The 19482-nt window shown below is 71.1% G+C and carries 19 protein-coding genes; 12 read left to right on the forward strand and 7 right to left on the reverse strand.

What is annotated here, in order from left to right:
- Positions 1 to 2: 2 nt before the first annotated feature.
- A complete protein-coding gene (locus DEI98_RS14035) occupies positions 3 to 1238 on the reverse strand; it encodes an ABC transporter substrate-binding protein (RefSeq protein ID WP_071405204.1) in 1236 nt (411 codons plus the stop codon).
- Between the two features lie 201 nt (positions 1239 to 1439).
- Between DEI98_RS14035 and DEI98_RS14040 the strand changes: the two genes are divergently transcribed.
- The 4 genes from DEI98_RS14040 to DEI98_RS14055 all read left to right on the forward strand — a co-directional run bounded on the left by DEI98_RS14040 (position 1440) and on the right by DEI98_RS14055 (position 5962).
- Complete coding sequence (locus DEI98_RS14040; RefSeq protein WP_258370875.1) at positions 1440 to 2456, forward strand: LacI family DNA-binding transcriptional regulator; 1017 nt, start codon at positions 1440 to 1442, stop codon at positions 2454 to 2456.
- 373 nt (positions 2457 to 2829) lie between these two features.
- Complete coding sequence (locus DEI98_RS14045; protein WP_111101078.1) at positions 2830 to 4149, forward strand: ABC transporter substrate-binding protein; 1320 nt, start codon at positions 2830 to 2832, stop codon at positions 4147 to 4149.
- On the forward strand, positions 4146 to 5114 hold the full coding sequence (locus DEI98_RS14050; RefSeq protein WP_171907805.1) for a carbohydrate ABC transporter permease: 969 nt from the start codon (positions 4146 to 4148) through the stop codon (positions 5112 to 5114). Before DEI98_RS14045 ends, DEI98_RS14050 begins: the two co-directional genes overlap by 4 nt.
- Positions 5114 to 5962 carry a carbohydrate ABC transporter permease gene (locus DEI98_RS14055; protein WP_027464448.1) on the forward strand — a complete coding sequence of 283 codons (849 nt, stop codon included), beginning with the start codon at positions 5114 to 5116 and terminating at the stop codon, positions 5960 to 5962. Before DEI98_RS14050 ends, DEI98_RS14055 begins: the two co-directional genes overlap by 1 nt.
- A 95-nt stretch (positions 5963 to 6057) precedes the next feature.
- Here DEI98_RS14055 and DEI98_RS14060 read toward each other — a convergent pair whose 3' ends face one another.
- On the reverse strand, positions 6058 to 6504 hold the full coding sequence (locus tag DEI98_RS14060) for a MarR family winged helix-turn-helix transcriptional regulator (protein WP_071405206.1): 447 nt from the start codon (positions 6502 to 6504) through the stop codon (positions 6058 to 6060).
- 121 nt (positions 6505 to 6625) lie between these two features.
- On the opposite strand from DEI98_RS14060, the gene DEI98_RS14065 reads away from it, so the two are divergent.
- Complete coding sequence (locus DEI98_RS14065; RefSeq protein ID WP_111101079.1) at positions 6626 to 7609, forward strand: AraC family transcriptional regulator; 984 nt, start codon at positions 6626 to 6628, stop codon at positions 7607 to 7609.
- A gap of 13 nt (positions 7610 to 7622) precedes the next feature.
- Here the strand turns inward: DEI98_RS14065 and DEI98_RS14070 are convergent, their stop codons facing one another.
- A complete protein-coding gene (locus DEI98_RS14070; protein WP_071405247.1) occupies positions 7623 to 8666 on the reverse strand; it encodes a LacI family DNA-binding transcriptional regulator in 1044 nt (347 codons plus the stop codon).
- 146 nt (positions 8667 to 8812) lie between these two features.
- Here DEI98_RS14070 and DEI98_RS14075 point away from each other — a divergent pair, with 146 nt between their 5' ends.
- The 4 genes from DEI98_RS14075 to DEI98_RS14090 are packed head-to-tail and all read left to right on the forward strand — an operon-like array spanning position 8813 to position 14521.
- The gene (locus DEI98_RS14075; RefSeq protein WP_111088877.1) at positions 8813 to 10108 is read left to right on the forward strand and encodes an ABC transporter substrate-binding protein; all 1296 of its coding nucleotides are present in this window, start codon (positions 8813 to 8815) and stop codon (positions 10106 to 10108) included.
- 2 nt (positions 10109 to 10110) lie between these two features.
- Complete coding sequence (locus DEI98_RS14080; RefSeq protein WP_071405209.1) at positions 10111 to 11133, forward strand: carbohydrate ABC transporter permease; 1023 nt, start codon at positions 10111 to 10113, stop codon at positions 11131 to 11133.
- Complete coding sequence (locus tag DEI98_RS14085) at positions 11133 to 12014, forward strand: carbohydrate ABC transporter permease (protein WP_017886791.1); 882 nt, start codon at positions 11133 to 11135, stop codon at positions 12012 to 12014. The genes DEI98_RS14080 and DEI98_RS14085 overlap by 1 nt, the downstream gene beginning before the upstream one ends.
- Positions 12011 to 14521: a glycoside hydrolase family 3 N-terminal domain-containing protein gene (locus DEI98_RS14090; RefSeq protein WP_111101080.1), complete on the forward strand. Its 2511-nt coding sequence runs from the start codon at positions 12011 to 12013 to the stop codon at positions 14519 to 14521. Before DEI98_RS14085 ends, DEI98_RS14090 begins: the two co-directional genes overlap by 4 nt.
- Positions 14522 to 14618: 97 nt before the next feature.
- Here the strand turns inward: DEI98_RS14090 and DEI98_RS14095 are convergent, their stop codons facing one another.
- From DEI98_RS14095 to DEI98_RS14105, 3 genes are all read right to left on the reverse strand, one after another.
- On the reverse strand, positions 14619 to 15644 hold the full coding sequence (locus DEI98_RS14095; RefSeq protein WP_146243531.1) for a glycosyl hydrolase family 18 protein: 1026 nt from the start codon (positions 15642 to 15644) through the stop codon (positions 14619 to 14621).
- A 55-nt stretch (positions 15645 to 15699) separates the two neighbouring features.
- Positions 15700 to 16077 (reverse strand): ATP-dependent DNA ligase, encoded by a 378-nt coding sequence (locus DEI98_RS14100; RefSeq protein WP_111101082.1) that lies wholly within the window; start codon positions 16075 to 16077, stop codon positions 15700 to 15702.
- 106 nt (positions 16078 to 16183) lie between these two features.
- Positions 16184 to 16942, reverse strand: coding sequence for an AraC family transcriptional regulator (locus tag DEI98_RS14105; RefSeq protein ID WP_110865022.1), 759 nt, complete (start codon positions 16940 to 16942; stop codon positions 16184 to 16186).
- A gap of 196 nt (positions 16943 to 17138) precedes the next feature.
- On the opposite strand from DEI98_RS14105, the gene DEI98_RS18750 reads away from it, so the two are divergent.
- From DEI98_RS18750 to DEI98_RS14115, 3 genes are read left to right on the forward strand one after another with little or no spacing between them, the layout of a single operon-like run.
- Positions 17139 to 17306 (forward strand): hypothetical protein, encoded by a 168-nt coding sequence (locus DEI98_RS18750; RefSeq protein WP_163343324.1) that lies wholly within the window; start codon positions 17139 to 17141, stop codon positions 17304 to 17306.
- Complete coding sequence (locus DEI98_RS18850) at positions 17303 to 18265, forward strand: helix-turn-helix transcriptional regulator (RefSeq protein ID WP_111054919.1); 963 nt, start codon at positions 17303 to 17305, stop codon at positions 18263 to 18265. The genes DEI98_RS18750 and DEI98_RS18850 overlap by 4 nt, the downstream gene beginning before the upstream one ends.
- A 10-nt stretch (positions 18266 to 18275) precedes the next feature.
- Positions 18276 to 18467 carry a hypothetical protein gene (locus DEI98_RS14115; RefSeq protein WP_111101083.1) on the forward strand — a complete coding sequence of 64 codons (192 nt, stop codon included), beginning with the start codon at positions 18276 to 18278 and terminating at the stop codon, positions 18465 to 18467.
- Here DEI98_RS14115 and DEI98_RS14120 read toward each other — a convergent pair.
- Positions 18460 to 19461: an acetylxylan esterase gene (locus tag DEI98_RS14120; protein ID WP_111101084.1), complete on the reverse strand. Its 1002-nt coding sequence runs from the start codon at positions 19459 to 19461 to the stop codon at positions 18460 to 18462. The genes DEI98_RS14115 and DEI98_RS14120 overlap by 8 nt on opposite strands.
- Positions 19462 to 19482 lie beyond the last annotated feature (21 nt).

Raw genomic sequence — 19482 nt, forward strand, 5'->3', positions numbered from 1 at the left:
GCTCAGTTGCTCGACTGCGCGTTCTGCAGGGCGTCGGCCGGGGAGTCCTGCCCGGTCAGCGCCGACTGCACGGCCGTGTAGATCTTCGTCGCGGCCTTGGGCCAGTCGGCACCGAGCTCGCCGGTGCGGGCGCGGGCGTCGGCGACGAGGTCGACGAACACCTGCTCCTCGGGGACGTCCTTGCCGAACTGCTGGGCGACGTCGGTCTTCGAGGGGATCGTGTAGCGCAGCTTCGCCATCGCGAGCTGGTTCGCGTCGCTGTTCATGCAGTCGACGATCTTCGCCGCGACGGCCTGCTTCGCCTTGTCACCGGTGTTCGGGACGGTCCAGACCTCGCCACCGAGCGGGGCCACGGCCTTGTCGCTGGCGGACTGCACGGGGATCTGGGCGATCCCGTAGTCGACCTTCGACTCCTTCAGCCCGGGGATCTGCCACGGGCCGTTGATCATCATCGCGGCCTTGCCGGCCATGAACTGGTCGTTCACGTCGGCCTGGGTCCAGTTCACGACGCTCTTCGACATCGAGCCGTCGTCGACCAGGCCCTTCCAGAGCGACAGTGCTTCCTCGGTCTCCGGGGTCGCGATGTCCTTCTCGTCGCCGCCGTTCGACCACATGAACGGCAGGAACTGCCAGGTGCCCTCGTACGTGGCGTTGGCGTCGACGGCGAACCCGTACTGGTCGCCCTTGGTCAGCTTCGCCGCGGCGGACTGCAGCTCGTCCCACGTCTTCGGCGGGGTGACACCGGCCTCGGACAGCACCTTCTTGTTGTAGAAGAGCGCGATGGTGTTCACGGTGGGGGCGAGGCCGTAGACCTTGTCCTCGTAGGTGCCGGCCTGCAGCACGCCCTTGGCGTAGCCGTCGGTCGAGATGTCGTAGTCGGACAGCGGCGACAGCGCACCGGTCTCGGCGATCTGCTGCAGATCCGGGTTGTCGAGCATCAGGACGTCCGGCAGGGTCTTCGACGACGCCTGCTGCAGGACCTTCTGGATGAGCGACGAGCCGGGCACCAGGCTGCGCTTGATGGTGACGTCGTTCTCGGCCCCGCACTTGTCGAGGTACTCGCCGATGACCTTCTTGTCGTTGCCCTGGTTGTAGTAGTCGAGCACGGTGATGGAGTCCACCTTGCCGCCGGAGCTCGCGGACGAGCCGCCGGAACAGCCGGCGAGGACGAGGGGGACGGTCGCCAGCATGGCGACCGCGCTGAGGACCGGGGCGATCCTGCGGTGTCGAGGCTTCATTGCTTCGCTCTTCTCTGGATGGTTGCCGGACACGAGTCGAACGTGTCGCTCGTGGATCGGGGACGACCGGACCAGAACCGCTCCGTCGCGTCCCGAGTGGGGTCGAAGTTAGCATCGAAGCGGTTAGATGGTAAAGCGCTTAGACGAACTTTTTCGGACACCGCCCCCGCTACAGTGAGCGGGACAGGGTGAGGGAGCGGCATGGCGACGATGCAGCAGGTCGCCGACCGGGCGGGCGTCTCGATCGCGACGGTGTCCTTCGTCGTGAACGGCAACAAGCGCGTGTCCGCCGACACCCGTGCCCGGGTCACGGCGGCGATGCGCGAGCTCGGCTACCGGAACAACGTGGTCGCCCGGGCGCTGGCGTCGCGCCGCACCCGGATCCTCGCGCTCGTGTTCCCGGTGCTCGAGCACCGGCTCGGCCAGACCGCGCTGCAGTTCTTCACGAGTGCCGCGAGCCGCGCCTCGGAGCTCGGGTACCACCTGGTGCTCTGGCCGGCGGTGACGACGGCGGACGACGTGCAGGAGCTCATCTCGGGCGGTCTCGCCGACGGGGTCGTGGTGATGGAGGTCACGATGCACGACCCCCGGATCGCCCGTCTGACCGAGCTCGAGGTCCCGTTCGTCGCGATCGGCCGCACCGCCGACCCCTCGGGCATCTCCTACGTCGACATCGACTTCGAGCGCACCGTCGAGGACGCCCTTGACCACCTCACCGGACTCGGGCACCGTCGGATCGGCCTCGTGGTCGAGGACCTCGACGGCACCACCATGGCCGACTACGGGCCGAAGGTCCGCTCCGAGGCGGCGTTCCACGCCGGCATCGAGCGCCGCGGACTGACCGGCACCGTGGTCGCCGCCGGTGCCTCGGCCGAGGGCGGTCGTCGTGCGGCGGCGGACCTGCTGGCGCACGACCCCGACGTCACGGCCGCGATCATCATGAAGGACGACTCGAACTTCGGGCTGGTCAGCGGGTTGCGGGCCGGCGGTCGGAGGGTGCCCGAGGACGTCTCGGTCATCGCGATCGTGTCCTCCGACGGCGCCGGCGCCGCGACCGAACCGGTGCTCACGACGCTGAACGCCCCCGGTCCGGAGCTCGGCCGCCTGGCGGTCGAGTCGCTGGTCGACCGCCTCGAGGGCGGCAGCACCGAGCGCACCCACACGCTCATCCCGTGCGCCCTGCACCTGGCCGACTCGACGGCCCCCGCCTCCGCCTGACCCCCTGCCGGACTGGAGGCGCGGGTCGGCCCCATCTGCGAAAGCGACAGATCTCCGCCAACGGTTCGCGGCACACTGTCGCTTTCGCGGGGACTGACGGGTTCGGCCGTGCGGGTTCTGTCGCTTTCGCGACCACCTGGCAGCCTGGAGGCGCGGGTCGGCCCCGCCACGCGCCTCCAGGCCGCCGCCCCGCGGGCCCACGCCCCCACCCGCGAAAGCGACAGATCCCTGCGGACGTTCCGCGGCAGGGTGTCGCTTTCGCGACAGCGACAGCGACAGTGACGGCGACCGCGCCGCCGCCTGGCGGACAGACCAGGCTCCGCCTGGTTGTGTGGACGTACAGGTTCGCAGCACCACACGTCGAGGAGGACGGATGGCAATCGACCGGAGGACGTTCATGCTCGGGGGAGCGGGGGTGCTGCTGCTCGCCGGCTGCTCCACCCGACCCGAGCGCACGCGCGTCGAGGACTGGCCCACCGAACCGCCCGAGGGCGAGGCGACGATCAGCTGGTGGGCCGGCCAGGTCGCCTCGAAGGACGGCGGTGACCTGCGCCGCCGGCTCATCGCGGAGTTCCAGAAGGAGCACCCGAACATCCGCGTCCGGATCGTCAGCGCCCCGAGCGACACCGACACGAACCGCACGAGTCTCACGACCCAGATCGCGGCGGGCAGCAGCACGCCGGACGTCTACCTCGGTGACGTCGCCTGGCCCGGGCAGTTCGCGAAGAACAAGCTCGCGACGCCCGTGAACCAGCTCGTCGGCGAGGACTTCTTCGACCAGTTCCCCGAGGGGCTGCGGCTGGCGGCGAGCGTCGACGGGACCTACTACATGTTCCCGCTCTACATCGACGAGTCGTTCTTCCTGTACCGGAAGGACCTGCTCGCGAAGCACTCCCTGCAGGTGCCGGGGTCGTGGGAGGAAGTGCGCGAGACCGCCGCGAAGCTCGTCGACACCGGAGACGTCTCGTACGGGTTCGCGTTCCAGGGCGACGTGTACGAGGGACTGACCTGCAACGTCACCGAGTTCGTCGCCGACGCGGGCGGGTCACTGCTCAACGACGACCTGACGAAGCCTGCGACGACGAGTTCCGAGACGAAGCGCGCGTTCGAGTTCATGCGCTCCCTGGTCACGGAGGGTGCGTCCCCGCGGGCCACGCTGACGTACCAGGAGCAGGACACCAACGACGCCTTCTCCGGCGGCCGCGCGGCGTTCCTCCGCAACTGGTCGTACGCGTGGGGGATCGCGAACGGCCCGGACAGCAAGGTCGCCGGCAAGGTGGGGCTCGCCGCCCGGCCGACGTTCGACGGCATGGACGAGCACCACTCGACGATCGGCGGGTGGGGGAACTACATCAACCCGCACACCCAGGAGCCCGCGGCGGCACTGACCTTCGCGCGCTGGATGTCGAGCGAGACCGCGCAGCAGTTCCTGACCCGCGAGGGCGGGGTCCTGCCGGCCCGAAGCGCCTCGCTCGTGAGCGAGGACGCGAAGCGGCAGGAGCGCCCGACCTACGACACGGCGGCCGGCATCACGCTCGTGCCCCGCCCGACCTCGACCGCCTACTACCCGAAGGTCTCGCAGGGCGTCTACCAGAACGGCAACAGCATCCTCGGCGGACAGGCGTCCGTCGACGGCGGCACCAGCGCGATGGCCTCCGCCATCTCGCTCGCACTGCAGGGAGCAGCGCTGTGAGCGCCGGCACGGCGACACGACCGGCACGGCCTGGAGGCACGGGTCGCGTCGATCCGCCGCCCCGGCCGACGGGGCGGTCACGTCTCGACCGCATCCGCTCGCGGGGCGCGTGGGGCTTCGCGGCACCGGCGCTCCTGGTGGTCGCGGCGGTGACGATCTTCCCGGTCGTGTACTCGGTCGTCCTGAGCTTCGCGGACGTCGAGGTCGGCTACGAGGGCTTCACGATCCAGTCGTTCGGGTTCGACAACTACGCGGCCCTGCTGCAGAGCGCCGACTGGTACCGGGCGCTGGGCTTCACGGTGCTCTACACGGTGGTGACGGTGTCGGTCGAGCTGGTGCTCGGCATGCTCGTCGCACTGGTGCTCGAGCGGCTCGGGGCCACCCGCGGCTGGATGCTCGCGCTCATGCTCATCCCGTGGTCGCTCGTGACCATCGTCAACGCGCAGCTGTGGAAGTACATCTACGACAGCACCTACGGCGTCGCGACGTGGTTCTTCGGGTTGTTCGGGGACGCTCCGGTGATCCTCGGCGAACCGGTGCCCGCGATCACGGGGCTGATGGTCGCGGACATCTGGAAGACGACGCCGTTCGTCGCGATCATCCTGCTCGCCGGGCTCGTGCAGATCTCCGAGGACCACTACGAGGCCGCCGAGCTCGACGGCGCGAGCACCTGGCAGACGTTCTGGCGCGTGGTGCTGCCACAGCTCACCCCGACCCTGACGATCGCGGTGCTGTTCCGCATCCTGCAGGCGTTCGGCGTCTTCGACCTGCCGTTCGTGCTGACGAACGGCGGACCGGGCACCGCCACCCAGTCGCTCGCGATCATGGGGTACAAGGTGCTCTTCCAGGACATCAACATCGGACCGGGCGCGGCGATCGCGACCTCCACCGCGGTCATCGTCGCGGCCGGGTGTCTGCTGTTCCTCCGGGCGTTCCGGAACCAGGCGAAGGGAGGGGACGACTGATGCCCCGTCAACGTGTGCGCAAGGGTTGGCGCAAGTGGGTCAACACCGTCAACGTCAGCGGTGTCGTCATCGCGGTGCTCACCGCGCTGCCGCTCTACTGGCTCGTCACGACGTCGCTCAAGCCGGCGTCCGAGATCGGGCAGTCGCCGCCCACCGTCTGGCCGCAGTCGTTCACCTTCGACAACTTCGTGGTGGCCTTCCGCGACAACGCGCTCGGCCAGTACATGGTGAACAGCGTCATCGTGTCGGTGTCGACCACGGTGATCGTGCTCGCGCTGGCGTTCCTCGCCGGGTACGCCCTGGCCGGCCGGTTCATCCGGGGGCGCACGGCGATCATGACCTCGCTGCTCATGCTGTCGGTGTTCCCGGCGATCGCGGTGCTGACACCGCTGTACCTGCTCGAGCGCAACCTCGGGCTGCTCAACTCGTACCCGGGCCTGATCGTGCCGTACGTGGCGTTCAACCTGCCGTTCGCCATCTGGATCATGCGGAACTACCTGCAGGGGATCCCGTCGACGATCGAGGAGGCGTCCGAGATCGACGGCGCCGGGGCCTGGCGGACCGTGCTGTCGGTGATCCTGCCGATGGCGAAGCCGGGCCTGTTCACGGTCGGCGTCTTCACCTTCACGGCCTCGTGGAGCGAGTTCCTGATGGCCCTGACGTTCAACAGCGAGAACTCGTTCCGGACGATCCCGGTCGGCATCGCGCTCTTCGGGACGCAGTTCACGGTGCCGTTCGCGCAGATCTTCGCCGCGAGCGTCGCTGCGACGGTGCCGATCGTCATCCTGGTGCTCGTGTTCCGCCGCTCGATCGTGTCCGGTCTGACCTCCGGAGCCGTCAAGGGGTGACGGGTGTCCGGCGTGCGGAGATAGGTAGGGAACTTACCTAGCTGCGCATGCTGGACATTCGTCCGGACGTCGACCTGACCGCCCGTACCCTGCCGTCAGGGGCTCGGTGCGCCGAGATCGACGGCTGCGACGATGCGGTCGATGATCCGCACGAACCTGGCCCGCTCCCGTTCCGAGAAGGAGGCCATCAGGTCGTGCAGGTGCTTGTTCGTGCCGTCCATCGCGCGCGCGTAGTCGCGGCGGGCAGCATCGGTCAGCTCGATGTACCGGCTGCGGCCGTCGTCGGGGTTCGGGACACGACTGAGGTGTCCGCTGTGCTCGAGGCGGTCCACCATGCCGGTGACCGCCGGGCCGGTGAGCCCCAGGTGCTTCGACAGGTCCTTCACGCGCACCGTCCGACCCGCTTCCTCGGCACGCGAGACGAACTGCAGCAGCGTCAGGTCTCCGCCGGAGACGCCGAGTTCGTCGCGCAGTCGGCCGCGCAGTTCGGAGACCGCGGCCTCGAGCCGGGTCAGCGCCGCGTCCAGGTCGACATCGCTCACGACAACGCCCCCTCTGAACGGGTCTCGTCCGGGTCACGATACGCCGCAGTCACCGCCCCAGCGTATCCACATAACGCGGAGCGTGGAACGGTGCGGGTGACGGCATCGGGAGCGAGGCGCTGTGGCTGACCCCGTCCCGACCCCACAGGGCGCCGAACGCGCCGGTGAACCGGTGCGTTTCGAGGTCTCGGGCGGGGATCCCGACTCGGCCGAGCGCGACCTCGCCGCCGTCCACGGCGCGGATCGGTGGTCCGTCCGGCGCATCGACGACGACTTCTCGTACCGGTACACAGCCGTCGGGGACTCCGACGTGAGCATCCGGCGCTCGCAGCTCCGCGGTGCCGTGCGCGGCTCGGTGCCCGTCGGTGCCGACTACGTGGTGACGTGGATCACCAGCGGGACCGCGCACCTGGACTCCGGGCGCGTCCGGATGGAGTTGCGCCGGGACGTCCCCGTGCTCCTGCCGCCCGAGGACGACTTCGTGTTCACGGCCGAGGACCACGACCAGCGGCTGGTGCACTTCGGGCGGGAGTACGTGCACCGCGTCGCGTTCGAACACCTGGAGGTCGACGCCACACCACTGCGGTTCGACCCCACCCGCGCGCCGGAACCCGACACGGCGGAGCGCTGGCAGGGGGCACTCGTGGCGCTGTCCCGGGCACTGCGCGCCGAGGGGCCCGACTCCGACGCGTGGCACGAGGCCAAGCGGTCGGCGGCCACCGCGTTCCTGGACACCTTCCCGCCGCAGGCGGACGACCTGCCCGCGGTGCTCGGCCTGCCGCGGAACGCCCGGCTGCGGGCCGCCGTGGAGTACATCCACGCGCACGCCGCCGAGTCCGTCACGGTCCAGGAGCTGTCCGAGGTCGCCGGCCTGAGCGTGCGGTCGGTGCAGGAGTCCTTCCGCCGGGTCTTCGACGTGTCACCGCTGACGTACCTGCGCGAGGTCCGGCTCGACCGCGTGCGCGGCGAACTGCTCGAGCTCGACCCGCAGGCCGGGGTCGTCGGCGACGTTGCCCGCCGCTGGGGGTTCGCCCACCTCGGCCGGTTCTCGGCGGCCTACGCGGCCCGGTTCGGCGAGTACCCGAAGCAGACCCTGCGCCGCTGACGGCGGCGGGTGCTCAGCGGCCGGGCGCCGGCCTCGGAGCGGGGCCCGTGCTCGCCCGCACCCGCAGGGTCGTGGGGAGCCGGACGTGGTCCGTGGTCGGTTCGCCACGGAGCATCGTCAGGAGCATCTGCACGGCGTGCGACCCGAGTTCGGCGAGCGGCTGCGACACCGTGGTGAGCGGCGGGGTCGTGGTGGACGCTTGCGGCACGTCGTCGAAGCCCACGACGGACAGGTCCTGGGGGACGCGGAGCCCGACCTCGGCCGCGGCGCGGAGCACACCGATCGCCGACGAGTCGTTCGCGGCGAACACCGCGGTGGGGCGGTCGGCGAGGGTCAGGAGCTCGCGGGCGACGGCCGCGGACTGGTCCTCCTGGTAGCCGCCGTCACGCAGCAGGCACTCGTCGACCGTGATGCCCGCGGCGGTCAGGGCCGAGCGGTACCCGGCCGCGCGCAGCTGGGCGGAGGCCAGGTCGGCGCGTCCCTGCAGGTGCGCGATGCGGGTGTGTCCGAGTGACAGCAGGTGTTCGACGGCCTGCACCGCGCCGGCCTCGTTGTCGGCGTCGACGGTGGCGTGCCCCTCCGGCCCGGTGTGCGGGTCGATCGCCACGACGGGGATCGACGAGCTCGACAGTGCCGTGGTCGGGGTGACGACGATCGCGCCGTCGATCAGGGTGCCGGACAGGCGGGACAGCGACCGGCGCTCCCACCCGGGTCGGTCGGCGCCGGTCATCAGGCCGGCGTAGGCGAGGAGCTCGTAGCCGGTGCCGGTGGCCGCCCGCGAGATGCCGCGGAGCAGCTCGGTCGAGAACGGCTCGAACTCGGGCACCAGGATGCCGACGACCCCGGTCCGCGAACTCCGCAGGCTCCGGGCGACCAGTGAGGTCTCGTACCCCAGGTCGTCGACCACCTGCTGCACGCGGAGCATCGTGGCGGGTGCGACCCCGTCGCGCTGGTTGATCACCTTGGACACCGTCGGGATCGAGACCCCGGCCACCCGCGCCACGTCGCCGATCGTCACCCGGCCGGCACCGGGACGCGCGCCGAGTGCCGAGTCCATGTGCACACCGTACCGCTGCGGCACCATGACATCGGGTAAGAAAACGTTATCGATATCGATTGACATGGGCCTGGAGCAGCAGGCATGCTCTCCGCAGCGGCAGTCGATGTCGCGCATGTCAACGACGACACTTCAGGAGTTCCACGATGACGAGGAAGATCCGTGCCGCGGCAGCCATCGCGCTGATCGGGGCCACAGCACTGGTGGCCAGTGGGTGCTCGGCGGGCAGCGATGCCTCCGAGGACGGCGGGAAGGTCACGATGACCTTCTGGCACAACTCGACCACCGGACCGGGCAAGGCCTACTGGGCCTCGACGGTCAAGGCGTTCGAGGAGAAGTACCCGAACGTCACCATCAAGACCCAGGCGATCCAGAACGAGGACCTGGACGGCAAGCTCCAGACCGCCCTCAACTCCGGCGACGCCCCCGACGTGTTCCTGCAGCGCGGCGGCGGCAAGATGGACGCGATGATCGCTGCCGGGCAGCTCATGGACATCTCCGACTCCATCAGCGCCGACGCGAAGAAGTCCATCAGCGCGGGCACGTTCGCCGGGTACGAGAAGGACGGCAAGACCTACGCCATGCCGGGCGCGGTGCTCCCCGAGGGCATCTGGTACTCGAAGGACCTGTTCAAGGAAGCCGGCATCGAGGGCACGCCCACGACCATGGACGAGCTGAACGACGCGATCACGAAGCTCAAGGCCAAGGACATCGACCCGGTCGCCGTCGGCGCGAAGGACGCCTGGCCGGCCGCCCACTGGTACTACAACTTCGCGCTCCGCGAGTGCAGCCAGAAGACCCTCGAGGACACGGCGAAGTCGCTGAAGTTCGACAACGCCTGCTGGACGAAGGCCGGCGAGCAGCTCGAGGACTTCAACGCAACCAAGCCCTTCAACAACGGCTTCCTGACCACCGCCGCACAGCAGGGCGCCGGCAGCTCCGCCGGTCTCCTCGCCAACCACAAGGCCGCCATGGAGCTCATGGGCGCGTGGGACCCGGGCGTGATCGCGTCGCTGACGCCGGACGCCAAGCCGCTGCCCGACCTCGGCTGGTTCCCGTTCCCCGCGATCGACGGTGGCAAGGGTGACCCGAAGTCGATGATGGGTGGTGTCGACGGCAACTCCTGCTCGGCGCAGGCCCCGAAGAAGGCGTGCACCGACTTCCTGAACTTCATCGTGCAGAAGGACAACCAGGAGGGCTACTACAAGGCCTTCAACGCCATCCCGGTGAACAAGGAAGCCCAGTCGGTCGTCGACTCGGACTACCTGAAGTCGGCCCTGGCCGCCTACCAGGAGGCCCCGTTCGTCTCGCAGTACCTCGACACCCTGTACGGCCAGAACGTCGGCAACGCGCTGAACACCAGCGTCGTCGACCTGCTCGCCGACAAGGGCAGCGCGAAGGACATCGTCGAGACCACCAACCAGGCTGCGGCCAAGGGCTGAGCATGACCCTCGACACCTCGCTCGGTACGACTCCGGCCACCGGGTCGGACACGGCCGCGGGGACGTCCCCGGCGGGGAGCGGTTCGCCGCTCCCCGCCGGTCGGCGGACCAAGCGCCGCATCGCGGACTGGCGGAAGCGCGTCGAGATCGCGGTCCTCGCCGGACCCGCGGTCATCGTCTTCGTCACGTTCGTGATCCTGCCCGTGGCGCTCGCCGCCTACTACGGGTTCTTCAAGTGGCAGGGCTACGGCCCGCCCACCGACTTCGTCGGGCTGCAGAACTACCTGATCATCTTCCAGGACAAGGCGTTCCACGCGGTCCTGATGCACAACGGCTTCATCGTCGTGCTCTCGCTGGTGCTGCAGGGGCCGATCGCGATCGTGCTCGCACTGCTGCTCAACCAGAAGATGCACGGCCGCGGGCTCGTCCGCGTGCTCGTCTTCGTGCCGTACGTCATCTCCGAGGTGATCGTCGGCACCGGGTGGAGCCTGATGCTCCAGTCGAACGGCGCCGTGAACGACCTGTTCCAGAGCATCGGCCTGGGCGGACTCCGTGCGGACTGGCTGTCGAACCCCGACATCGCCATCTGGACGCTGCTCGTGATCATCTCGTGGAAGTACATCGGCTTCGCGGTGATCCTGTTCCTCGCCGGCCTGCAGAGCATCCCCGAGGAACTGTTCGAGGCCGCCGCCATCGACGGCGCCGGCTACTGGCAGATCCAGCGGCGCATCACGCTGCCGCTGCTCGGTCCGACCATCCGCATCTGGGCGTTCCTGTCGATCATCGGCTCGCTGCAGCTGTTCGACCTCGTCTACATCATCTGGGGGCAGTACATCGCGTCGACCGCGGGCACCTCGACGATGGCGACGTACATGGTCGCCAACGGCCGGACCTCGGGCAACTTCGGCTTCGGCAGCGCCGTCGCCGTCGTGATGTTCGTCATCTCGCTCGTGGTCGCCCTGATCTACCAGCGCTTCGTGCTCCGCCGCGACACCGCGGGTGCACTCACCGAGAGGAAGAACTGATGGCCACCACGAGCATCGTCGCCCCCGGGCGCCGGGCCGTGCGGGAGCGCCGGTCCAGTGCCGCGATCGGACGCGCGAACCCGCTGACGTACGTCGTCGCGATCCTGTTCGTCGCCGCCAACCTGGCACCCGTGCTCTACATCGTGCTGGGCGGCTTCCGGACCAACTCGCAGATCACCACGAGCCCCGCCGGACTGCCGGCACCGTTCGAGTTCGGCAACTACGGGTCCGTGCTGTCCAGCGGCATCTTCTGGCAGCAGCTCGGCAACTCCACGATCAGCGCCGTCACGACCACCCTCGGGGTCGTCGTGCTCGGGCTGATGGTGAGCTTCGTGCTCGCCCGCTACCGGTTCGCCGGCCGCGGGGCGCTCTACGCCCTGTTCGCCGCGGGTCTGATGTTCCCGATCACCGTCGCGATCACCCCGCTGTACCTGCTCGTCAAGGACCTCGGTCTGACGAACAGCCTGGCCGGCGTGATCCTGCCGCAGATCGCGTTCGCGCTGCCGACCACCGTCATCATCCTGGTGCCGTTCCTGCGGGCGATCCCCGACGAGCTCGAGGAGGCGGCGTCGATCGACGGAGCGAGCCGTCTCGGGTTCTTCTTCCGGATGGTCGTGCCGCTGTCGCTGCCCGGCGTCGTCACGGTCGGCATCCTGGCGTTCATCGCCAGCTGGAACAGCTACATCCTGCCGCTGTTCATCCTGAACAACGAGGCGGCGTACACCCTGCCGCTCGGGGTCCAGTCGTTCTCGTCGCAGTACTCCGTCGACACCGCCAAGGTGCTCGCGTTCACCTCGATGTCGATGATCCCGGCGCTCGTGTTCTTCACGATCTTCCAACGCCGCATCGTCGGCGGCCTGACCGGGGCGGTGAAGGGGTGACCGCGACGGACGCGACGCAGACCGCCGGACGCGACCCGCGCCTCCAGACCGACAGCGCGACGGACGCGACCGCGACCACCGACGGACCCCGCGCCGACGCCCTGCTCGCCGTGATGACCCTCGACGAGAAGGTCGCCCAGCTCGTCGGCTACTGGCTCGACCAGAACGGCGTCGTCGCCCCCATGCAGGGCGAGATGGCGGCCGTGCAGCAGGGCAGCACCCTGGCGGACATCACCCGCGACGGCATCGGGCAGTTCACCCGCGTCTACGGCACCCGCCCCGTCGAACCCGACGAGCGTGCCGCCTGGCTCTGGGCCGAACAGCGCCGCCTGCAGCGCGAGACCCGGCTCGGGATCCCGGCGCTCGTCCACGAGGAGTGCCTGACCGGGCTCGCCGCGTGGAAGGCCGCGACGTTCCCGACCCCGCTGGCGTGGGGCGCGTCGTTCGACCCGGAGCTCGTCGAGCAGGTCGGCGCCGCGATCGGTGCGTCCATGCGCCAGCTCGGCGTCCACCAGGGGCTCGCACCCGTGCTCGACGTGATCCGCGACCCGCGTTGGGGGCGGGTCGACGAGTGCATCGCCGAGGACCCGTACCTGGTCGGCACGGTCGGCACCGCGTACGTGCATGGGCTGCAGTCGGCCGGGGTCGACGCGACCTTGAAGCACTTCCTCGGGTACTCGGCGTCGCAGGCGGGGCGGAACCACGCCCCCGTGCACGCCGGGGCCCGCGAGGTCGCCGACGTCTACCTGCCGCCGTTCGAGATGGCGCTGCGCGACGGCGGCGCCCGGAGCGTGATGAACTCGTACGCCGAGATCGACGGCGTGCCCGTCGCGGCGAACGGCGAGCTGCTCACCGACCTGCTCCGCGACCGGCTCGGCTTCGACGGCACGGTCGTCGCGGACTACTTCTCGGTGGCGTTCCTCGAGGTCATGCACGGCATCGCCGCCGACCGTGGCGAGGCCGCGGCGCTGGCGCTCGAGGCCGGCATCGACGTCGAGCTCCCGACCGGTGACGCGTACCTCGCGCCGCTGGTCGAGCGGGTCCGCAGCGGGCAGGTGGACGAGGCACTCGTCGACCGTGCCGTGCTCCGGGTGCTCCGGCAGAAGGAGCGGCTCGGCCTGCTCGAACCGGACGCGTTCGCCGAGGACGCCCCCACCGGGATCGACCTCGACACCCCGCTCCACCAGGCACTCGCACGCCAGCTGGCGGCGAAGTCGCTCGTGCTGCTGTCGAACGACAGCGGCAGCGCCGACAGCGGCAGCGCCGACAGCGGCAGCGCCACCGTCGACAGCGGGACCGCCGATGGCACCACCCCCGTCCTCCCGCTCGCACCGGGGGCGTCCGTCGCGGTCATCGGCCCGAACGCCGACCGCGCCGAGGCCCTGCAGGGCTGCTACTCGTTCGCCAACCACGTGCTCGCCTCGCACCCCGACCTGCCGCTCGGCTTCGCGATCCCGACCGTCCGCGAAGCCGTCGCCCGGGCCCTCGGCCCGGCAGCGGTCCGCTTCGCAGCGGGCTGCGCCGTCACGGGCGACGACCGGGCCGGTTTCGCCGACGCGGTCGCCGTGGCCGCCGCCTCGGACGTCGCGGTGGTCGTCGTCGGCGACCAGGCCGGACTCTTCGGCCGCGGCACGGTCGGCGAGGGCAACGACACCGAGTCGCTCGACCTGCCCGGCGTGCAGCGCGAGCTGGTCGAGGCCGTCGTCGCGACCGGCACCCCCACCGTGATGGTGCTGCTGACCGGCCGGCCGTACGCGATCGGCTGGGCGCTCGACGGCGACCAGCCGCGTCCGGCCGCGGTCGTGCAGGCGTTCTTCCCTGGCGAGGGCGGCGGTTTGGCGATCGCCGACCTGCTGACCGGCGCGGCCTCGCCCTCGGGCCGGCTGCCACTGTCCCTGCCCCGGTCCGCCGGCGCGCAGCCGTTCACGTACCTGCACCCGCGGCTCGGCGGTCCGTCCGATGTCACGGCCGCCGACTCGACGCCGGTGCGACCGTTCGGCTTCGGCCTCGGCTACACCGACTTCGCGTACGACGAGCTCGTCGTCGACCCGGACGTCCGTTCCGACGGCGTCTTCACCGCGTCGGTGACGGTCCGGAACACCGGGTCCCGTGCCGGCGAGGACGTCGTGCAGCTCTACGGGCACGACGTGCACGGCAGCGTCACCAGGCCCGAGGTGCAGCTCCTCGGCTACGCGCGGGTCGCGCTCGCCGCGGGGGAGTCCGCGCGGGTCCGCTTCCGCGTCCCGGTGCAGCGCTTCGCGTTCACCGACCGTCGGATGCGCAAGGTGGTCGAACCCGGCGACGTGCAGGTTTGGGTCGCGTCGCACGCGGCGGCGTCCCGGCCGGGAGGCCCGGTGGCAGCGGGTGGGATCGTCGCCTCGGGCGACGGGCCGGTCCGACACCCCGTCCCCGGCACCGCCACGGCGCGCGCCACCGTCGCGGTCACCGGCTCGGTGCACGAGGTCACCCTCGACGACCCCCGCCTGGTGGAGTGGTCGCTCGTCTGACCTGGTGACGGACCACGCGCCCTGGGCGTGACCGGGTGACGGACGGGAGGCGCGGTGCGGGCTCGCACCGCGCCTCCTGTCCGTCAGCGGGTCGCGGTCACCTGACCGGTTCGATCCGGTCGGACAGGTCCAGCGACCAGACGGCGACGCCCGTCAGGCCGAGCCGTTCCGCCAGCGCGACCCGCTCGCGCAGCGAGCGTGCGTCGGACCACCAGAGCACCTCACCGCTCGGCAGGGTCGCGGTCCACTCGCCGACCGTCGCGTCCCAGCGGGCGGTCGCGCCCGCCTTCCGGACCCGGAGCCGGGCCTGGGCGTCGGAGAGCTGACCGGCCGGACGCTTCCCCTTCCAGTGGTAGCCGTACCCGGCGACACCGAGCACGATCTGGTCGGCGGGAGCGAGGGTCGCGAGCGCACGGGCAGCCTTCGACGACCACGCGAGCGACCCGACCGGGCCGGGTGTGTCCGGCTCCCAGGGGCCGTGCTGGTCGTAGGCCATGAGCGTCAGGTGGTCGAGCGGGGCGCGGAGGGCGCGGACGTCGTAGCCGAGGCGGGCGTACCCGGCGGCGGTGGTCGACGCGGACAGGGCGATGTCGAGCCGGACGTCGTCGCCGACGGCGGCCCGGAGCTCCCGGGCGAAGGCGGTGAGACCGGACTTCTCGGCCGGGGTCAGCGCCTCGAGGTCGATCATGACCGAGTCCCAGCCGCCCGTGGCCACGTCGGCGGCGAGCGACCGGACGACCCGGGCGCGGTTCGCGGGCGAGGTGAGCAGCTTCCTCGCGATCGGCTCACTGAAGTCCCCGTCGGCCTCGGAGTAGTTGCTGACGAGCAGCTGCGCGGTGAGGCCGTTCGCGTGCGCCCGGTTGCGCTGGGCCTTGGCGGCGCGCGACGGGGCGGTGACCTTCGTGCCCGTGCGGTTCAGCAGCAGGCCGTCGACGCCGACCACGTCCATCGCGGCGGCGTTCGCGTCCACCAAGGCGGTGTCGGCGTTCTCGGGCTGGAAGCCGGTCACGTCGAACCCCTCAGCGTGGGCGGCGGTCGGGGCCGTGCAGCCGGCGAGTGCGAGTCCGGCGGTGAGCGCGGCGGCGAGCAGCGCGGAGCGGCGTCGACGCGGGGTGGTGGTCACGGGGAGGGGCATCCTGTCGTTCGTGCCCGGTCGGGGCGCGTCGTCAGCGCTCCGGTCAGGAGGCGCTGATGGTCGTGGTGGGTCGTGCCGGTGGGGCGCCGGCGACGTCGTCGGCGGAGACCGGGCCCTCTGCGTCCGTCGGTTCCGGGCTCAGGACGAGGCCGGAGCCGCTCGCCGCGCTGGCGTAGAGCTCGTCGAGCCACGAGCGGTTCACGCTCGGGGACTTGCCGCCGGCGAACTTGAAGTGCAGTCCACAGTACGGGTGGATCCAGACGCTGCTGCGGCCCCCGCCGACGGCGGGGTCGTCCTTCCACGAGAACACGAAGCTCTCCCCGCGGCGGATGAGGTTCACGATGACGATCTGCAGGTGCGTGAGCGCACGGTCGTCGAGGCGGAGCTCGAGGGGTTGCGAGTCGTAGATGAGCTGGCCCATGGCGCTGCCTTCCGTTTGCCGGGGCCCGCCGCACGTGCCGGGCCCGCGAGGTCCATCCTCCCCCGGTTCCTCGACCCCTGGCGCTTTTCGTCCATCGACGGCGCGATCAGTCCCGTTCCGTGCCGGTGGCCGACGGTGGGACGGCCGGTGCCGACCACGGCGGGAGCTCGGCCGACGGGTACCCGCCGTGCTCGTCCGGCGCCCGCAGCATCGGGTTGACCGCACGCAGCCGGATGCCGGAGGTGTCCCCGGCGGCCCCGCGGACGGCGTTCGCCAGCAGGAACGCGACGACGTCCGCCGTGCTGCCGTCGGGGTCGTAGCCGTGCCAGGGGCGGTCGTCGCCCTGGGCACGGCGCAGGGCATGGGCGAAGGTCGCGTCGGCGTCGTCGACCTCCACCTCGCAGTCGAGCACGATCCGGAAGCGTGATCCCTCGCCCGGGGACCCGGCGAGGTCCGACGTGGCGCGGGGGTCCGGGTCCTCCGGGTCGAACGACCGGAGCGCCGCCGACGGTGCGGTGCCGAACGCGGCGCGGTACTCGGCCGCCATCCGACCGGCGTTGCTGAAGTGCCAGTGCTTGGCGACGTCCGCGATGGTGCGACGGTCGGCCGGTGTCATCGACAGCAGGTCGCGGCGGACGCCCTCGAGCCGCACCCCGCGCAGGTACGACGCGGGTGAGGTCTGCAGCTCCCGCCGGAACGCGCTCTGCAGGCCGCGGGTCGACAGGTGTGCGGCGGCGGCGATGTCCGGTACGGAGATCGCTTCGCGGGCGTGGGCGTGCACGAACCGCAGCGCCTCGTGCACGGTGCGCGACAGCCGTGCTCCGCCGTGCTCGGGACCACTCGCCGTGGTCGGTGCCTGGTCCATACGTGGAGGGTACGAGTCGGTCGGGCCGATCGGCCTCCGACGCCACGACGCCGCCGTTATCCGACGTGCGCGGATGTGGATCGCACCCGTTCGGGGGCCATTGTGGACCCCGGTGAGGGCGCTTATCGTCCAAGAGGTACTCAAACTGTCCCCCTCCGAACAGGGTCGGAGGCACGGGGACAGATCGGAGGATCTGATGAGTGGTTACGAGCGTGCACCGGGGGTCGCCCCGGTCCACATCACCTCCTACCGGGCTCGGGCACGCGCTGCCCGACGCGGGTGGATCGTGCAGTCCGAGGACGACGTCGACCGCGAGCGGTTCACCTTCGCGGACCTCCGCGCCCGGCGAGGATCGGGCCAGTGAGCAGCGACACCGTCCCGCGAGTCGCCGTCGGCAACGCGCCCCGGACCGCCGAGCGGTGCGGCCGGACCACCGCGGACGCCGTCCGGACGGTGCGTGCCGTGTACGACGGTCGCGACGTCCGGTTCGCCCCCACCGACCGGTTCGCGTTCCGCCACCGGACGGTGCGCCACCACAACGTCGCGCTGCTGTCGTCGGCGGTGTCGACCGCCGCCGCCGCCTCGTTCACGCCGGACGGCACGCCGGTGCTTGCGTGGTCGACCGCGGGGTGCCTGCGGGTCGACGACGACGCGCCCGCCCGGCCCGGTGTGCCGGTGCTCCTGCCGACGGACCGGCCGTTCACGCTGCTCGTGCCGGCGGGGACCGTCCAGGTCCTGCGGGTCGACCGCGGATTCCTCGACGCCGTCAACGGGGTCGTGTTCGACCACCGCTTCGCCGGCCGACTGCGATCCCGCCCGGCCGAGGCCGAGGTGTCCCACCTGGTCGCCCGCATCGACGCGGTCGCCGTCAACGCACTGCACCCCGACCGCAACCCGGGCGGGCACCTGTCGGCACAGGTGCTGCTGGCCGAGTCCGTGCTGCGGGCCTTCGGCGGGACGGACGCCGAACCCGACGCATCGCCGGTCCGCCGGACGGTGAACACCGTGCAGCTCGCACAGGCCTGGCTCGCGGAGCACTGCGACCGGCCGCTCCAGCTCGCGGACGTCTGCGGGGCCGTCGGGGTCAGCTCCCGCACGCTGCAGGAGAACTTCGTGCAGCACGTCGGCGTGAGCCCCATGACGTACCTGCTGCAGGTCCGCCTCGACCGGGTCCGGATCGCGCTCCAGCTCGCCGACTGCGCGCAGACGACGGTGGCCGAGGTCGCGCACCGGTGGGGCTTCCGCCACATGGGGCGGTTCTCGAGCACGTACTTCCAGCGCTTCGACGAGTACCCGAAGAAGACGCTCCAGACGAGCACCTGAGCGCCGATCCGTGCGTACCCGACAACAGCGGCTGATCGGGCTGGCGGAGCGGGTCCTGCTCCACCAGTCGGACGTCGTGCCGGACAGCATCCTGTTCGAGTGGGGCGATCACCGCGGCGACTGGGAGCAGACCCTCACCGTGCACTACGACGTCGGTGGCGGGAGCGCCGGCCCCCACCACCGGCACCACTACTTCATCTGACGGAGTGCTGCAGCCGGTCCGCCAGGAACGCCGCCTGACGCTCCCAGTGCCGGAAGCCCCCGCCCTCGTGCCCGTTGTACGGGTACACGACGATCTCGCGGTCGGTGGAGCCGAGGGCGTTGAACGCGGCGAAGGTCGTGCGCGGCGGCACGACGTCGTCCATCAGCGCGACTGAGAACAGCGCCGGGGCGGTGACGCCGGCGGCGTGGTTGACCCCGTCCAGGTACGCGGCGGTCGCCCACACGGTGTCGGCCGCGTCGCGGTGGACGGCGAGGTACTGCGCGAGCTCCAGGTACGGCCCGCCGACCGCGACGTCGGTGCCGTTCCGCCAGTCGGCCAGGAACGCCACGTCGGGCAGCACCGCGGCGACCGGTCCGACGTGTGCCTCGACCAGGGCCGCTGCGGCGATCGTGATGCCGCCGCCCTGGCTGCCGCCGGTCAGGGCGATGCGCTCGGGGTCGATCCCGGGCAGCGTGCGCACCGCCTCGACGAGTCGCACGGCGTCGGTGTAGACGCGGCGGTAGTAGTGGTCGGCGGGCGAGCCGATGCCGCTCGTCATCCAGCCGCTGGCGTGCGGTGCGGAGCCGTGCGGGTCCGGGGTGTCGCCGCCGGCCCACCCGGAGCCCTGGCCGCGGGTGTCCATCACCACGTGCACGTACCCGGCGAGGGCCCAGTGCACGCGCTCGCCCGGCCGACCACGGCCACCGCCGTAGCCGAGGAACTCGACGACGACCGGCAGCGCGCCCGGGTCGTCCGTCACGGGACGGTTGACCCACGCCCGCACCGGGTCACCGGCGAACCCGGGGAACGTCAGGTCCTCGACGACGAGCCCGGTCACCGGGGTCTCGGCCGGCACGAGGGTCACCTCGACGCCCTCGCCCGCGGTCCGGGCGGCGGCGATCGTGTCCGCCCAGAAGGCGTCGAAGTCAGCGGGACGACGGACGTCCGAGCGGTGGGCGCGGAGCGCGTCGAGGGGCAGGTCGGTCAGTGGCATGGGTGTCCTCCGGGGACGATG

This window comes from Curtobacterium sp. MCLR17_034, assembly GCF_003234485.1.
Taxonomy (GTDB): Bacteria; Actinomycetota; Actinomycetes; order Actinomycetales; family Microbacteriaceae; genus Curtobacterium; species Curtobacterium flaccumfaciens.

What these genes read in the sequence shown, in the direction of transcription:
- DEI98_RS14035 (WP_071405204.1), bottom strand. Translation starts at nt 1,238, where the DNA reads ATGAAGCCTCGACACCGCAGGATCGCCCCGGTCCTCAGCGCGGTCGCC.
- DEI98_RS14040 (WP_258370875.1), top strand. Translation starts at nt 1,440, where the DNA reads ATGGCGACGATGCAGCAGGTCGCCGACCGGGCGGGCGTCTCGATCGCG.
- DEI98_RS14045 (WP_111101078.1), top strand. Translation starts at nt 2,830, where the DNA reads ATGGCAATCGACCGGAGGACGTTCATGCTCGGGGGAGCGGGGGTGCTG.
- DEI98_RS14055 (WP_027464448.1), top strand. Translation starts at nt 5,114, where the DNA reads ATGCCCCGTCAACGTGTGCGCAAGGGTTGGCGCAAGTGGGTCAACACC.
- DEI98_RS14070 (WP_071405247.1), bottom strand. Translation starts at nt 8,666, where the DNA reads ATGGACTCGGCACTCGGCGCGCGTCCCGGTGCCGGCCGGGTGACGATC.
- DEI98_RS14075 (WP_111088877.1), top strand. Translation starts at nt 8,813, where the DNA reads ATGACGAGGAAGATCCGTGCCGCGGCAGCCATCGCGCTGATCGGGGCC.
- DEI98_RS14080 (WP_071405209.1), top strand. Translation starts at nt 10,111, where the DNA reads ATGACCCTCGACACCTCGCTCGGTACGACTCCGGCCACCGGGTCGGAC.
- DEI98_RS14085 (WP_017886791.1), top strand. Translation starts at nt 11,133, where the DNA reads ATGGCCACCACGAGCATCGTCGCCCCCGGGCGCCGGGCCGTGCGGGAG.
- DEI98_RS14100 (WP_111101082.1), bottom strand. Translation starts at nt 16,077, where the DNA reads ATGGGCCAGCTCATCTACGACTCGCAACCCCTCGAGCTCCGCCTCGAC.
- DEI98_RS14105 (WP_110865022.1), bottom strand. Translation starts at nt 16,942, where the DNA reads ATGGACCAGGCACCGACCACGGCGAGTGGTCCCGAGCACGGCGGAGCA.
- DEI98_RS18750 (WP_163343324.1), top strand. Translation starts at nt 17,139, where the DNA reads ATGAGTGGTTACGAGCGTGCACCGGGGGTCGCCCCGGTCCACATCACC.
- DEI98_RS14120 (WP_111101084.1), bottom strand. Translation starts at nt 19,461, where the DNA reads ATGCCACTGACCGACCTGCCCCTCGACGCGCTCCGCGCCCACCGCTCG.